General features: G+C 46.4%; 14 protein-coding genes. 12 read left to right on the top strand and 2 right to left on the bottom strand.

Annotated elements, in window-relative coordinates:
- Positions 1–5: 5 nt before the first annotated feature.
- Genes G9U52_RS21800 through G9U52_RS21790 form a run of 3 tightly spaced genes read left to right on the top strand, consistent with a single transcriptional unit; the run spans position 6 to position 3539 of the window.
- A complete protein-coding gene (locus G9U52_RS21800; RefSeq protein WP_166152763.1) occupies positions 6–1529 on the top strand; it encodes an ABC transporter ATP-binding protein in 1524 nt (507 codons plus the stop codon).
- Positions 1526–2581, top strand: a complete 1056-nt coding sequence (locus G9U52_RS21795) for an ABC transporter permease (protein WP_166152762.1) — start codon at positions 1526–1528, stop codon at positions 2579–2581. The genes G9U52_RS21800 and G9U52_RS21795 overlap by 4 nt, the downstream gene beginning before the upstream one ends.
- Before the next feature lie 4 nt (positions 2582–2585).
- Positions 2586–3539, top strand: coding sequence for an ABC transporter permease (locus G9U52_RS21790; protein ID WP_166152761.1), 954 nt, complete (start codon positions 2586–2588; stop codon positions 3537–3539).
- 95 nt (positions 3540–3634) lie between these two features.
- Here G9U52_RS21790 and G9U52_RS21785 read toward each other — a convergent pair whose 3' ends face one another.
- Positions 3635–4174 carry a DinB family protein gene (locus G9U52_RS21785; protein ID WP_166152760.1) on the bottom strand — a complete coding sequence of 180 codons (540 nt, stop codon included), beginning with the start codon at positions 4172–4174 and terminating at the stop codon, positions 3635–3637.
- 359 nt (positions 4175–4533) lie between these two features.
- Between G9U52_RS21785 and G9U52_RS21780 the strand changes: the two genes are divergently transcribed.
- The 8 genes from G9U52_RS21780 to G9U52_RS21745 all read left to right on the top strand — a co-directional run bounded on the left by G9U52_RS21780 (position 4534) and on the right by G9U52_RS21745 (position 10695).
- On the top strand, positions 4534–5625 hold the full coding sequence (locus tag G9U52_RS21780) for a glycosyltransferase family 39 protein (RefSeq protein ID WP_207953119.1): 1092 nt from the start codon (positions 4534–4536) through the stop codon (positions 5623–5625).
- Positions 5598–6305, top strand: a complete 708-nt coding sequence (locus tag G9U52_RS21775) for a glycosyltransferase family 2 protein (protein WP_166152758.1) — start codon at positions 5598–5600, stop codon at positions 6303–6305. Before G9U52_RS21780 ends, G9U52_RS21775 begins: the two co-directional genes overlap by 28 nt.
- Before the next feature lie 39 nt (positions 6306–6344).
- Positions 6345–6704 carry a DUF2304 domain-containing protein gene (locus G9U52_RS21770; RefSeq protein ID WP_166152757.1) on the top strand — a complete coding sequence of 120 codons (360 nt, stop codon included), beginning with the start codon at positions 6345–6347 and terminating at the stop codon, positions 6702–6704.
- Between the two features lie 20 nt (positions 6705–6724).
- Complete coding sequence (locus tag G9U52_RS21765) at positions 6725–7042, top strand: DMT family transporter (protein WP_166152756.1); 318 nt, start codon at positions 6725–6727, stop codon at positions 7040–7042.
- A 10-nt stretch (positions 7043–7052) separates the two neighbouring features.
- Positions 7053–8096 carry a GNAT family N-acetyltransferase gene (locus tag G9U52_RS21760; protein ID WP_166152755.1) on the top strand — a complete coding sequence of 348 codons (1044 nt, stop codon included), beginning with the start codon at positions 7053–7055 and terminating at the stop codon, positions 8094–8096.
- 236 nt (positions 8097–8332) lie between these two features.
- Entirely contained in the window at positions 8333–8995 is a 663-nt protein-coding gene (locus G9U52_RS21755) for a class I SAM-dependent methyltransferase (RefSeq protein ID WP_166152754.1), read from the top strand.
- Positions 8992–9846 (top strand): DUF3473 domain-containing protein, encoded by an 855-nt coding sequence (locus G9U52_RS21750; protein WP_166152753.1) that lies wholly within the window; start codon positions 8992–8994, stop codon positions 9844–9846. The genes G9U52_RS21755 and G9U52_RS21750 overlap by 4 nt, the downstream gene beginning before the upstream one ends.
- Before the next feature lie 141 nt (positions 9847–9987).
- Positions 9988–10695, top strand: coding sequence for a GGDEF domain-containing protein (locus G9U52_RS21745; protein ID WP_166152752.1), 708 nt, complete (start codon positions 9988–9990; stop codon positions 10693–10695).
- A 214-nt stretch (positions 10696–10909) separates the two neighbouring features.
- On the opposite strand, the gene G9U52_RS21740 is transcribed toward G9U52_RS21745, so the two are convergent.
- A complete protein-coding gene (locus G9U52_RS21740) occupies positions 10910–11995 on the bottom strand; it encodes a hypothetical protein (protein ID WP_166152751.1) in 1086 nt (361 codons plus the stop codon).
- A 185-nt stretch (positions 11996–12180) separates the two neighbouring features.
- Between G9U52_RS21740 and G9U52_RS21735 the strand changes: the two genes are divergently transcribed.
- Entirely contained in the window at positions 12181–15831 is a 3651-nt protein-coding gene (locus tag G9U52_RS21735) for an Npt1/Npt2 family nucleotide transporter (protein ID WP_166152750.1), read from the top strand.
- Positions 15832–15864: the final 33 nt, after the last annotated feature.

Here is a 15864-nt window from a genome sequence, read left to right as displayed (position 1 = left end):
AATCGATGGATTATGTGATTGAGATGCATAATATCCGCAAGGAATTTTCGGGAATAGTAGCCAATGACGATATAACGCTTTGTCTGCGAAGGGGCGAGATTCATGCCCTGCTTGGCGAGAATGGGGCAGGCAAATCGACGCTCATGGGCATCTTATTTGGCATGTACCAAGCCGATAGCGGAACCATTAAAGTCAATGGGCAGGAAACCCGGATTACGAACCCTAATGTCGCCAATAAGCTGGGAATCGGCATGGTGCACCAGCATTTCAAGCTCGTCGAGAAATTCACGGTGACGGAGAACATTATTCTTGGCAGTGAGCCCCGTAAAGGGCTGGTGATGGATATCAAGACAGCTGCGAAGCGTATTGAGCAATTATCTAAGCTGTATGGTTTAAATGTCGACCCTTATGCCAAAATTGAGGATATTTCAGTTGGGATGCAGCAAAGGGTAGAAATTGTGAAAATGCTGTACAGGGATGCCGAGGTATTAATCTTTGATGAGCCTACCGCTGTGCTCACGCCCCAAGAAATCCAGGATTTTGAGAAAATATTGAACAATCTGGTGCTGGAAGGCAAATCGATCATCCTGATTACCCATAAGCTCAAAGAAATTATGGCAGTTGCCCATCGTTGTACCGTTATACGTCGCGGCAAAACGATAGGTTTGGTTGAGGTGGCAGATGCCAGTGAAGAAAGCATGGCAGAAATGATGGTCGGGCGGCAGGTTTCTTTTAAAGTGGACAAGCAAGAACGGGTGCCTGGGGACATCGTATTAAAGCTGGAGTCACTCACAGTCAAAAACAATAAAAAGCTGATTGCCCTGAACCAGTTCTCGTTGGAGGTCCGCGCTGGAGAGATTGTTGGGATCGCTGGGGTGGATGGCAACGGCCAAGCAGAATTAGTGGAAAGCATAACCGGCCTGCGAAAGCTGGAGTCGGGCAGCCTTTCATTTCTCGGAAAGGATATTTCTGGCTTGTCGATCCGCGATAGAATTGAACAAGGGATCTCCCATATTCCAGAGGACCGGCATAAGCGTGGTTTGGTGCTTGACTACACGTTGGAAGAAAATATGATTCTGGAAGTGTACCACCATGCTCCCTTTTCCAAAAAGGGGCTATTGAATAAACCGTCGATTCGCCAATATGCGAAACGCATTATTGAAAGCTTCGATGTCCGTTCAGGAGAAGGAGTCCTATCGGTGGCCAGGTCATTATCTGGCGGCAACCAGCAGAAAGCGATCATTGGGCGGGAGATTGAGAAGGATCCTATTTTATTGATCGCCGTGCAGCCTACACGGGGCTTGGATGTCGGTTCTATTGAATACATCCATAAACGATTGGTAGAGCAACGGGATAAAGGCAAAGCGGTGTTGCTCATATCGCTGGAGCTTGAAGAAATATTAAACCTGTCGGATCGCATTGCCGTTGTGAATAACGGAGAGCTCGTCGGCATCGTACGGGCATCCGAGGTGGGTGAGCAGGAAATCGGATTAATGATGGCAGGCGTGAAGAGGGGGGAAGGCGCATGAAGACTGGAATCACTTCCTTGCTTGCTGTCCTTTTGGGGTTGATCGCCGGTGCCGTCTTAATGGCCGTAACGGGGCATAATCCATTCTTGGGGTATGGTTATTTGGTTGAAGGCGGCTTGAAAAATCCAGAAAGAATTGGGAATACGCTGGCAACGGCCACCCCGCTTATTTTTACCGGTTTATCCGTCGCTTTTGCATTTAGAACGGGCCTATTCAACATCGGTGTCGCCGGGCAAATGCTGTTTGGTGGATTTTGTGCGACAGCGATAGGTCTAAGCTTTGACCTGCCAAGGGCTCTCTTATTATTGCTGATGATCCTTGGTGGATTTCTGGGCGGTGCCTTATGGGGCTTTGTTCCAGGCATCCTGAAAGCCAAGTTTAATGTGCATGAAGTCGTTTCGACCATTATGATGAACTGGATTAGCTACTGGACGGTTTATTATGCAGTGCCTGCTTACTTCAAAGGTGCCTATTTGGAGACAGAGTCAAGGAACCTGCCGGAAGCCGCATTATTAAAAACACCCTTCCTCACGGAATGGTTTGGGGGCTCCTACATTAATCTTGGTCTATTCCTTGCTTTTCTGACTGTCATTATCGTCGCTTTTATTATTGATAAAACAACGCTTGGCTTTGAATTGAAGGCCGTTGGCTTCAATCGGCATGCCGCAGAGAATGCAGGCATTGCGGTTAAGCGGAGCATGACGTTATCGATGTTCATATCTGGTGGCATCGCCGGCCTTGGCGGGGTCGCCCAATATGCAGGCAATGCCGCTAATATCCAAATCGGCATTATGCCCTCGCAAGGCTTTGACGGTATTGCGGTTGCACTGCTTGGAGCGAATACGCCGATTGGGGTACTCGTATCGGCCGTGTTTTTCGGGCTCTTATACTCCGGTAGAGGCTTTATGAATGCGATGACGGAAATCCCTCCGGAAATTGCGGATACCATTATCGCCATTATTATTTATTTTGCAGCTACCAGCATCCTGATTGAACGGTTGTTAAGAAAAGTGAAACAGCGCCGAGCGGCAAACGGAAAGCAGGTGAAATGAGCGAATGTGGATAACGTTGCAACAAATATTTCCTTATGCCATCGTGTTTACCATTCCGCTTTTGATAACCGCATTAGGCGCCTTGTTTAGTGAGCGAAGCGGGGTCGTGAATATCGGACTTGAAGGGCTGATGATTGTAGGCTCTTTCACCGGTGCTTTTATCATCTTTAAATTGCAAGCGTTATGGCCGGGAAGCCCCGCTATTATTTGGGTCGGCTTGATAGCTGCCATGGCGGCTGGAGCACTATTCTCGCTGCTCCATGCTTTTGCTAGCATCAGCTTGAGCGCCAATCAAATCATTAGTGGCACCGCAATTAACTTGGTTGCCGGCGCCTTGACGGTTTTCCTGGCACGGAATATTACCGGCAGCGGCAATATTCGAATCACTAACGGCTTTGTGCCCTTTGATGTTCCAGGGCTTTCATCGATCCCGATCTTAGGTCCGTTACTCTTCTCAAATACGTACGCTTCGACCTGGCTGATCCTGGTGATCGTCGCCATAAGTACGTTTGTGCTTTATAAAACGCCGTTCGGGCTGCGCTTGAGGGCATGCGGGGAGCATCCCCATGCAGCGGAAGCGGCAGGGATCCATGTACAGTCTATGAGGTATACGGGCGTGATTATTTCGGGTGCCTTCTCAGCACTAGGAGGCGCGATCATGATCGTTACCTTTGCGGGAGAGTTCACAGGCAATGTGGCAGGCCTAGGTTTCTTGGCGCTTGCCTCATTAATTTTTGGGCAATGGAAGCCACTTGGCATCTTGGCCGCCACTTTATTTTTTGGCTTCGCCAGCACCGTTGCCAATGTGTCACAGGTTATCCCTTCGCTTGCAGTATTTCCGCCGATTATTTTGAAGGTATTCCCGTATGTCGTTACACTGATTGCTCTGGTCGTGTTTTCCAAATCGTCGAATGCGCCCAAAGCCGCTGGCGAGCCCTTTGATTCCGGCAAAAGATAGGCTTAACTTTGCCTCCCAGGGGCTACCCCATAAAAAAAGGTTGAGTAGGACCTTAGTCCTGCTCGACCCTTTTTGTGCGCAATATCAAATAAATATCAGTGCTTCCATTGCAGGAGCTGCTCATCGCCGTCCTGGACAGCCTTGGTTAGCATCACAATTTGTCCGGTATGGTAGCTATAGTGGGCAACCAGGCCGAGGATAATGAGCGAAATGGACTGCGAGCTATAAGCAGGGATTTTATCGAAGTTGGGATTGTCCCGATACATGCGTTTCCAATCATCGGGTTGGAAATACATGGGGATTTCCCTCTCCATATCCTGCTCCGTCAGCTGGCGGAGAATGGGAATCGATTCCTCTCTGACACGCTGCAGCTTTTCGGATAATTCCGCTGGCGTTAATCCGCCATCGGCTGTGAATTCCAGCGTCCGTTCGCGGATGAGCGGCTTGCCGCCGATGGCACTGGAGATGCGCTGGTATTCGGCACCAGCCAAGTGCAAGCACAGATTGCCTACGCTATTGGTCGATTCTCGTAAGCGCTTCCATACCGTTTCAGCCGATAAACGCTGAAAAGAGGCATTGATCTTGGCGAGATCCGAATCCATCGCCTGAATCGCATAAGAGACTACATCCACCATAAAAGTTCCTCCAATATTTTGTGATATCTTAACTATATACCCAAATGTTATTTTTTTGAAACTATTTGAAACGGATTTGAATTCTTTTCGTATATATATCTTGCGATTCCACTAATGATTATGTCATAATTGGGATACTATAATAGAATCATATGCTGCAATTGGGAGTAATGTAAACAGTGGGCCAACTACACCATATCTATCACAAATACAAGGGCCAAGATCTTATTTTTATAATTCCCCTCGCCCTGCTATCTCTTTGGATCCGATTGCGTTATTTCTTTTACCTCTTAAATTCGGGTAAGGGCTTTCCCCAATCTGACGATACACAATGGTATCTCGATTATGCATCCGCTTTAATGGTGAACTATAAGATCGGGCTGGATATGAATGATATCCTATATATTGGATACAATATTTTGCTAACCTTATTGCTTGCTATTTTCAAAGACCCTATAGCGGTTATCTTTATACAGATGGTAGTGGCAGCGCTCAGTGTCATATTGGTTTATAAGATTTCAATGCTGATCTTCAACCGGCTGACGGCTATTATCGCTTCTGTTTTATATGCTTATTCTTGGGATATTACGCTTTGGTCTACGTATATCTTGACGGACAGCTTTTTTATCAGCCTGTTGCTATTAAGCATATATTGCTTGTTGAAGTTTTATGATTCAGGTAAAAATGTATACAAAGTCCTATTTATAGTGACTGCTTTATACATGCTTGTATTTAGACCGGCAGGCATTATAACCGTGAGCTTCCTTCTGTTATATGTGGTAATCAAGCTGGATAGAGCAACTGTATGGGCATTTTTCAAGAAGTATAATTATATCATTGGCAGTGTATTTCTTGCGGGTGTGCTTGTGGCTATGGTTGTTTTGTCAGGTAATAAATTGGACCCGTTGATCGCTTCCATGCAGTTTAATGCCAAAAAAGTATTATATAACGTGTATGCAACGGGCTGGATATTTGATAAGGCATCCGCTTTTGACCACAAATATAGGCCGAATTACACAATTAATATAATGGACAGCCTGATCCTTAGCTTCATTATTAACAATTGGGATAATATTCTGATGTTATACGGTAGAAGGGCGCTTGCTCTGGTTGGCAGATGGGTATTTACCGTCGACCTCACCAGCGTACGTGGCGTGTTGAGATTTGGATGGTATTCTCTTCCGGTCATGATGTTCTTGATTGGGACAATCGAGATCATTAGAAATGGGCTCTCCAAAAAAGCATCCGTTTTATGGATGGCGATTCTCGCCTCGTGTGTATTTTGTATCGTGTTTTTTATCGATAGCATGTACAGGTATAGAGCTCCAGGATTACCCTTTATGTTTATCACCGTCGCTTATGGGGTAGACCGAATTATTCAATTAATCATTGTAGTTACAAAAAAATATGTGGGGAAGTTATTATGGAACAAGCGAAAATACTCATTGTAGTTCCTGCTTATAACGAACAAAACAATATCCTGAGAGTAATCTGGGACATCAGACAGACAATCCCCACTGCCGATATTCTAGTAGTTAATGATTGTTCAATAGATCAGACCTCAGCAAATGCAAGAAAAGCCGAGGGCGTGAAAGTTGTTGACCTTCCTTATAACCTGGGTATTGGTGGCGCTGTCCAGACGGGCTTTAAATATGCAACGGCGCACGGCTATGATTACATGGTGCAGATCGATGGCGATGGGCAGCATCTTCCTTCAGAGGTCACTAAGCTGTTTGAAGCTATGGTACGTAATGGCAGTGATATGGTAATTGGCTCGCGGTTTCTGGATATCCAGTCCTTCCGAACCACAAGGCTTAGAAGGATGGGCATCAAAGTATTTTACCTGATCTTCAGAATGCTGATCCATGCCAAGATTACCGATAGCACTTCAGGCTTTCGGATGTATAACAAGCAAGGCATTGCGTTAATGGCTAAATACTATCCAGATGATTATCCAGAGCCAGATGCTATTATTCTTCTGAAAAAGCATGGACTCCAAATCTCTGAGGTAGGCGTAGAAATGAGGGAGCGCGAGCATGGCGTTTCTTCCATATCTGCACTCAAAAGTCCCTATTATATGACCAAGGTTATCGTATCGATCTTCTTTTCCTATATTAGAGCTAGGGGGTGAAGGGCTACGGAGGGCGGGAATTTATACAGCGTTCAATTAATGGGTGTAGCATTCAGTTTAATCATGATTATCTCGGTATTTCTAATGGTCAGGGCAAGAATGATCAGGGAAAAATATTCGTTGGTATGGTTTCTTATAGGATTGTTTACGTTGGTCATGTCTGTATTTAAAAATTTGATGGACTGGTTCTCTGGACTGATCGGCGTCGATTATGCTCCTTCAGCTTTTTTTGCCATTTTAATCGCTTCAGCTTACTTGCTGCTGTTGAATATGAGTGTCAGTATTTCGGGCATGAAGATGCATAATAAGACCCTTACCCAGGAATTAGGTTTGACCAAGCTCAGGCTTGAGGAGCTTGAGAAGAAAATGAACGGCGGCGAATCACAATCAAATATTTAATTCTTTTTGCAAGCTTATCAATGACAGTAGCTGCCAGTACAGTGCTGAAGATCGGAAGCAGAAGCGTTAACTTTGAAGGCTCGCTTTGGGCTATTTTGCTAGGTTATATGAGTTCTCCCATGATTGTAACAGGGTTTGCCCTGTACGCCTTGGGAGCTTTCTTATGGATTTATTGCCTTTCCCAATTTGACCTTAGCTATGTAACCTTTGTATCCAGCGTCCAGTACATTTTATTGGTGGCTGTATCGATCTGGGTGTTTAATGAGCAGATCAGCATGATGAAATGGACAGGCTGCGGGTTTATTATGGTTGGTGTATTTTTTTGGGTGAAAGGATAGACGAGACGGGATGTTCAGATGTGTTCCTTATACCGAAGCGATGAAGGAAGAATGGGACGGATTGGCTCGAACCCAAGGTACGGTGTTTCATAGTACGGCATTTAGGCAGGTGTTGATCAGCTCATTCGGTTATACTTGCAGATATCATGCCGTTGTTAACAGCCAGAATCGTATTTGTGCACTGATTCCGCTCATTGTTGGCCGTAATCTTGGATGGAAAAAAGCCGCTGTTTCCTTACCTTTTGTCAATTACACCGACATTTGTTCGGATAGTGAAGAAGCCTTCTCCTACGCGATCCATGCCCTTATCCAGTTAAAAGCTGAGCACCGTTTGGGTTATATAGAGTTGCGTCTAAAGAACCAAAGCTTGGACAACTCTAGCTGGAGCTTAAACCTACATAACCATACCTTTGTGCTTGCACTTGACGAGGACGAAGATAAGGTGCTTGCGTTATCTAATGGCAGCAATAGAAACCATGTACGCAAGGTTTATAAAAATAATTGGTTTACCGTCTCCTTTGACAGCCAGCATCTGGAGGGCTTCCATAAGGTATACGTAAGAAGGATGAAGCAATTAGGCTCGCCGGCCCAAGATATCAGCTTCTTCCGCAACTTCTTGGTCTATTTGCCCGAGCATGCCCATCTGCTCACCGTACTGGACTCCGCAACTGGCGAGGTTGTAGGCGGTATGCTGCTGTTAACAAGCCCGGCAAATTCGACGTTGTATTATCCCTATGGAGCGAATTTATCCGAGTACAACAATAAATACCTGAATAACTTTATGTACTGGGAAGCCGTTCGTTTCGGCATTCGCCAAGGATTGAAGCATCTGGATCTAGGCAGGTCGCAGACTGGTTCAGGAACGTATAAGTACAAGGAGCAATGGGGAGCTAAACCCGTCCAGCTGAAGTATCTGGTTTACGATGGCGGACTTAATAAGGCGGCACCTCCTGATAAACAAAGCTTGAGTTTTTTCGTGGAGCTTTGGAAGGTGACCCCAGCATTTATTACCAACACCATAGGCAAAAGATTAATTAAATATTTATTACCTTAGAAATGCGGTGAGTAGCTTGCTGAGTATGGGGAGTCTTGGAGATAGATTACGTTAGCGGAGTGGCTGGGGTGTTCTGGAGTTAGCGAAGCGGTGCCTTTGTCATGGATTTTTACAGCTAAATGTTTTATCTAATCAAAAAAATCCTTGAACAACAGCAATCGGAGGAATATCCCATCCGCGCAGCAGCACGTATTCACATTCATTTACTATTTGATATTTTTGGAGGATATAACATAATGAGCAATTCCAATTGGAAGCAATACTTTGACAAAAAGGCCGAGACTCATGGATCATCTGTTAAATCTTCCGACTATTTTAATGAAGAAAGCTTTTTCATGCAAAGAGACAATACCCTTCGCTGGCTCGGGGAGCTAAAAGGCAAGGAAATATTGGATGCAGGCTGCGGCGTTGGAGCTTTCAGCGAGCCGTTGGTTGCACAGAACAAGGTATATGGAGTTGATTTTTCCGAGAAAAGCCTTGAGTTTGCTGCTAAGCGGGGACTTATCACCATGTCGGAGGATTTGACAAAGCTTCCATTTGAGAATGGCAAGTTCGATTTGGTCTTATGTATTGGTGTTATCCAATTGATTGAACAATACGTGTCTGTGATTAAAGAGCTGGCTCGAGTGACCCAGCCAGGTGGGACACTGCTTATACAAACTTTGAACAGTGGTTCTATCCAACGCAAGTTGTTAAGGCTGTTTGAACGCAGTAACAAGTTTGACCGGATGTATGCAATGAACGAGCTGAAGAAGGTATTCATCGAAAATGGCTTCGAGCAGATCGAATTTATGAAAATTTATCACCCGTTCAAATTTGTAACGAAGAGCAGTGGACAAGGAGCCTTATCAGGTACCTTCGCTACTTCGTTTACGATAAAAGGGAGAAAGAAACGTTGACCAAGCAGACGCCGAATGTAACGAATATGCTTACCTTTGATATCGAAGAATGGTTTCATGCCAATTACGATGATATTGCGGCTCCTGACCGAAGCAAAGGCTCGAATTTTCGGAACCACATGGAAATTCTGCTACAAATGTGCAGGGAAACGAATAGCAAGGCTACTTTTTTTGTGCTGGGCTGTATAGGTGAAGATTATCCGGATGTCGTTAAGGCAATTGCACGGGAGGGGCATGATGTGGCCTCCCACGGTTATGCCCATGAATTGGCTTATAAACAGACGATAGGGGAATTCCGAGCAGACGTACAAAAATCTGTCGATATTCTGGAAGCCTTGACTGGAACCAAGGTGTTGGGCTATCGGGCGCCTTCCTGGTCAATCGTGGAGAGCAATCTGCATTACCTGGAGGTTCTAGAGGAGATGGGCATGCAATATGATGCTAGTATTTTTCCGGTTAAAACCTTTTTGTATGGGATTCCTACAGCTCCAACCGAGATCCATAAGCCTTTGGTGAATGGCAGGGAAATCAATCTGTACGAAGTACCGATGTCTGTGATGAAGCTTGCTGGAAGGAATATCGGTTACTCAGGGGGCTTTTACTTCCGCTTTTTTCCTAAGTTTCTGATCAAAGGGGCTATTAGATCGGCGAACCGCCAAGGCAAAAGCTCGATTGTGTACCTGCATCCCCGTGAGGTTGATGCCTATGAGCAGAAGCTTGCGCTTCCTTTTAAGGAAAATTTTATCCACTACTACAATGTGGGCAAAACCCAAAAAAAGCTGGAGGACATCTTAAAGAGCTACAGCTTTACATCGATCTCCGAGCACCTCAAGCATAAGTTTCAAGTATAAGTAAACCCGCTCCCTGAGTGGGCTTTTTTCATACGGATGGACAGGCAGGATTTTCAGGAGTTTTGTCGAATTTTTGGAATTAATAGGTTTACTAGAGGGGGTAGTATTATACAACCAAATCGTCGACGTTCATACGAGAGATTGTTTTCGGGGGAATTTACGATTCTTAGGGAAGCCCGAAACGATATACTCCAGCTGCCTTCTAGCCAAGAGGCCATTCTAGAGAAATATACCCTGTTAATCGACCATTACGATAAGCTATTGAGAACAGCCTTAAAGCTATCACGAATTAGCGATATTCAAGGGCAGAGCCTGACAAACCAGAATCACAGGCTTAAGCAGCAGTCGGAGACGGATTTCCTGACGAGCCTCTATAATGTACGTAAGCTCGGCGAAAGCATACCTACATGGATGGCTGCTGGGATTCCTTTCGTGCTTTTGCTGCTCGACATTGATTATTTCAAGAAAATAAATGATACCTATGGCCATTTGTCTGGTGATGAAGTATTGAAGACTCTGGCTACTATTTTGCAGGAGCACACGCGTCCCGAGGATTTTGTTTGCCGCAGCGGTGGCGAGGAATTTTCCATTCTGCTTCACAATGTAGGGCTGCTGCAGGCCGAGGGCATAGCGCAAAATATTCGCCAGAAGGTGGAGGAGCAGGAGTTCTGGCTAATCGCCGGAGAATCCGTAGGCATTACGGTGTCCATGGGCTTGGTTGAATATGCCCCAGGGATGAGCAGTGAGGATTTACTCGTCTGTGCCGATGACGCTTTGTATTTGTCGAAGGAGCTTGGGCGAAATAAGGTGAGCTTATTCCCGCCGCTGTCGGACAAGCGCCATAATTGAATAGCAAACTGTAACGTTACGTTAATACCAGCAGCTACTAGATTGGCTGATCACCCTGATGATAATACGTGCCATGCATAACGTGGTCAGGTAGCCAGAGCATAGAAAAAAATACCGATCAGATCATGATCGGTATTTTTGCATGCTTGCCCCCTTCGGCATGGTCATGCTTTTTAAGCTCGGTATCCGTTGGGCACCGGTTCAGCTTATGAGCTTACTTTGAAGGCTTGGTGGCTGTGTAACGGAGCAAGATTTCGTTATCAAGCACAAGGTTGTTCGTCCAGACGAACTTGCCTTTGCCAAATTCATTGCTGAAACTCGTATACTCGCGCTTATTATCAACGCCAACATTTGCTGTTTTGTAGGTTGTTGCCTGCGGCCACGAGGCATCGTTGAAATCGACGGCATACCAACGATCCGGTACGGCAAAATGTGCTGCATAACAATCGGTTTTGCAGGAAGGTGTTGCTGAGGCTTTAGGTGTAGAATGAATCATTTTCCCATTCTTTTCTTCCACGACTAGATCGTTTTTGCTCATTAAAGGAGCTATGTAGAAGCTTTGTGCCTTCCAGCTTTCATTCGTTACAGTGCCATCGCTAAAAGTAGCTACGATACCCGCATCGCCAGGATGATACTTATTGCCTTTATTGTCCTCGGTGCCCAACCCGAGATTTTCCTCCCAATCGACCACTTTAAAAGCATAAGTTATCGGATAGCTGGCCTTAAATCGAACAACGTGGGAATTAAACGGCGTAAATGGGACGGCGTCCTTGGCAACGGCTTTGCCATTTACATATAATTCGAAATAATTATCGGCAAAGATATAGCCCGTAATAATCTCGCCCGCAGGATCGATTTCAACGACTGGAACCTTGCTTAGATCAATGGCAGCTACATGGGTGTGTTCTACTTTCGTGCAGGGATTAGACATGTCAGAAGCGTTAACAAGCTTTGTATTGATATTCGAAGGCACCACCCAGGTTTGTCCATCCTCCGATTTAATTTCGCCTAGGCCAGTAACGCGTCCTCCCTTGCAGGCGAATAGCTCGGGATTAGTTGTTTTGGCTACACCTTGGGTAAAGCTGGCTTGCAGTAGATTCCCAGAAGCAGAAGCTGCTGCTGCCGGCTGTTGGGTAGCTTTGCTGGTAGCTGAGGCGGTCGGTGTGGTTGCTGGAGTAGCCGATGAGGCAGCGCCGCTGGCAGGCTGGGGGGCTCCGCTCACCGATTGTGGCGGCGGTGTTGGGCTTGCATAGGAGCAACCAGTGAGGATTGCGAGAAGAATAAGCATGGAATAATTCAAAGTAGTACCCCCATCTAAAAATAAATTTATCTAGATTATACCTGCCGAATAAGTCGGGAGAAAGTCCGTTTTAATGTCGAAAAACATTTAGCAATAAATGAAGATATTATGAAGAATATGGTTCTAAAGCATGAAAATTATAGTACAATGGATGGACTATAGAGGAATTGAGGTTACGACTAACAGTGCTAACTTCTAAATTAAAGCTAAAACATACCCTTGAAAAGCTTGCAGAGGATCGGGAAGAATACAGCAAGGTTTTGCTGCTGTTTGGTTACCTGTTTTGTGTGGTTTCGGCATCGACGATTGGGCGAACAGCCGCCGATACGTTGTTTCTAAGCCGTTTTGATGCTTCTTATTTGTCGACGATGTATTTGCCACAAGCCGCGGCGATGATCTTCGTTGGTTTCTTGTTCCAGCGTTATAGCAGTAAGGCTCGCTTAGACCGCTTAATTCTGGCATTAATTCCTATCATCTCGTTGCTTGTGCTGATATCGAGGCTTGGTGTAGGGTCTGAAATGCGCTGGGTATTTCCGGTCATTTATGTCGTTTATGATGTATTTAATTTTCTAATGATCGTCTGCTTTTGGCAATTCGCTACAACAGTGTTGGACCAACGTAAAGTGAAACGCATGATCGGTTGGGTAGGGAGCGGAGGCATTACGGGAGGCATTATAAGCGGCTTTGGATTGAAAGCGCTTGTACCGCTTGTAGGGACAGCCAATCTGATTTATTTTTACATGGGCCTTCAGTTGCTATGTATCTTGGCAGTTATTCCTATATTGCGCATGCTGCCTGATAGAACGGAAATTTTTTCAACCCAGCAGCCTGCCAAGAAAAAGTCGAATACAACGAAGCCGCAAAAGGAAGCCAAGTCCGGCTTGTTTCAAAACGTGCCCCATTTAAAATATGTAGCGATGATGTCAGCAGCTTTGGTGCTGTCGCTTACGTTAATCGATTATCAATTTAAAGTAATATTAAAAGGGACTTTACAAAATGAAGCCTTGGCTGGATTTATGGGCAGCTTTTATGGATATTCCGGGCTGCTTGCCCTTTTTGTCCAGCTGTTTATATCGAGCCGAATTTTGACGCGGTTTGGGGTGATGACGGCGCTTCTGCTATTCCCGATTGCCTTGTTTATGGGCAGCTTTGGTGTGCTATTGATGCCGGTGCTTGCGATGGCAGTAGCGGTTAAGGGCTCGGATAAGGTGCTTGGGGATACGATCTACTCCTCGGTCAGCCAATTGATTATGTTCCCTATTCCACCGGAGTGGCGGGGGAAGGCCAAGGGCTTTCTGGATGGCATCGTCCGCAATGGAGCCAAAGGCCTGGCAGCCTTGTGCTTGCTTATTGTTTCACGGCTGCTTGCTCCAGAGCAGCTAAGCTATATCATTCTTGTGCTGCTTGCGGTTTGTATCGTTGCTGCCGTAAAGGTAAAGGGAGCGTATTTGAAAACCTTGCTCTCCACTCTGCAGGCTAGCGGTGATGATCTGGAGAGGGCAGAGCTTAATATGATGGACCCGGCTAGCCGCCAGCTGCTGGTTAATGCTTTGTCCAGCCCGGATAAGCAGCAGGTCTTATATGCAATGCGCTTATTGCGAGGGCTGGAAGCATTTGATCTTACTCCATATCTCCATGGACTGCTGCAGCATCCTGCCCCTGAGGTCTGTGCAGAGGCATTGGCTTATGTAGAGCAGCAGACGCCAGAAGGGCTCGAGCCGGAGCTGCGCTTGCTGCTGGCTGCCACCAATCAGCGAGTAAGTGCGAGTGCGATCTTAGCACTTGCCGCTTATGCCAATGATGACCATCTGGAGCTGCTTACAGCTTATCTTGAGGATCAGGATGTGGACATGAGGGCGGCTGCCATCGCGGGGCTAGTGAAATATTACGGCATTGAGGGGATGTTCCGATCAGTTGGAACCTTGAAATATTTGCTTGAGAGTGGCCAGGAGCAAGAGCGGACGGCGATGGCCGCGTTATTCGGGCAGATCGGAATTAAAAGCTTTTACAAGCCTTTGGTAGCTTTGCTTGAGGATGGTTCCGCGCAAGTAAGAATCGGCGCGTTGCAATCCGCGGCTATTCTTCGTGTATCCGAGCTGGTTCCTTTTATTGTGCCGCTGCTCCAAAACAGCGAAACCCGGCGATACGCGATAGAGGCTTTGTCTGATTATGACGAGAAAGAAATTCTAGTGTTGCTGGAGCCTTATTTTAATGAACGAAATGCTTCACTGCACTTACCGAAGGTTTGCGAACGGATCCATACGCAACGGTCGTTTGACCTATTGGTCGGGCATTATGAGCCCGCCCATTTCGAAATGCGTGATAAGGTGCTGGAAGCGCTGCTGCGGATGAATAAGGGTGGTTTTCAGATCGACGAGAAAAAGCTTGAAGCGCTTATTATGGGAGAAATACAGCTGTATTGGCAATTTGCTAGACATATGGCTGGCATTACAGGCATGGAAGACGGAGCGGAGCTTGTGGAGATCGTTGAACAGATACGCTTCTCGATTTGCCGCCGTATTTTTCAATTATTGTCTTTGATGGTTGATGCTGCAACCGTGCAGGCGGTGTTCGTGAACTGGTCAGAGGGAGATGCGAGGCAGCAGGCGAACTCCACTGAAGTAATGGACCAACTGCTGCAAGGGAGCCTTCGTATCGAATTAGCAAAAATGATGTCGGCTCCACGCAAGCTATCAAGCACCTATGTGGCGGGACCGACTGCCGATGAGCATTTGGTATGGCTGTATCAGCAAGACGATGCTTGGCTTCGTCAAATGATCCAATATGTGATGCACCAACGCGAGGAGCAGCAGGAGCCTCAAGAGCTGCAACACCGACCGCAACCGCAACAAACGCAACAGCATCTGGTAAGTAGAATCGGGGCGCTTTTACAGGGAGGTATGAGTACGGCAGAAGTAACGCTCACTGAGGAGCTTACTGAGCAGGTAGAGCGTGTACGGCTACTCAAAAATGTCTCCTTATTCCAAGGCTTAACCAGCCGGGATTTGTCTGTTATTGCGCGGCACTTGCGTAGGGTAAATATGGCTCAAGGAGCCACGATCATCCAAGAAGGCGACTTTGGCGACTCCTTATTTATTATTCATCGAGGCAAAGCGAGTGTATCTATTCATGGAAAGTTGATTAGCGGTTTGGGGGCAGGAGAGTGCTTCGGGGAAATGGCCATTCTGACCCAAGGGTTAAGGACAGCTACGATCCGGGCGGAAGAAGACATCCAGCTATGGGAGCTGGATTCTAAGGCTTTCTATGACATGATATTTGATCGGACGAGCATCGCACTGGAAATGATGAAGCTGCTGTCACGCAGGCTGAGATCCAAATTAGAGCAGAGCCAGCTACCTGCTCCGGCTATGCAAGAAGCGGCGGCAAGCACCAGCAGGGGAGCCGGAGCTGTCGATTCGAGCCAAAACGCCGTTATTTTAAGGCGTATCCTGGTGCTGCAAAAAATTAACCTATTCGCCCACCTCAGCCAGGATGATTTCATTCAGCTCTCACAAATCGTCGAAGAAGTGAGTTATGCTCCAGGCGAAGCGATATGTAAGGTGGGTGACTTTGGCGATACTATGTACGGAATTATTGAAGGCAACGTCCGCGTGCACAGGGAAGGCGAAACCTTCGCGATGCTGGGACCGGGAGAATGCTTCGGGGAAATGGCTGTTATCGACAGCAGCCCCCGCTCGGCCGATTGTACATCCAGTACGGATACAGTACTGCTTGAGCTCCATCAGGAGCAGGTATTCTCTTTTTGCTTCCAGAATATCGATGTGCTGCGCAGTATGATGCGGGTTCTGGCAGAACGGATTAAGGGGATGGCTTAAGCAAGCAAGTATCCTTGGAGAAGCACGTATGAT

The sequence above is a fragment of the Paenibacillus agricola genome, from assembly GCF_011440305.1.
In the GTDB taxonomy this organism is placed as follows: domain Bacteria; phylum Bacillota; class Bacilli; order Paenibacillales; family NBRC-103111; genus Paenibacillus_S; species Paenibacillus_S agricola.
The sequence above is the reverse complement of the archived record's forward strand: the minus strand, read 5'-3'. Positions and strand labels throughout refer to the sequence as shown.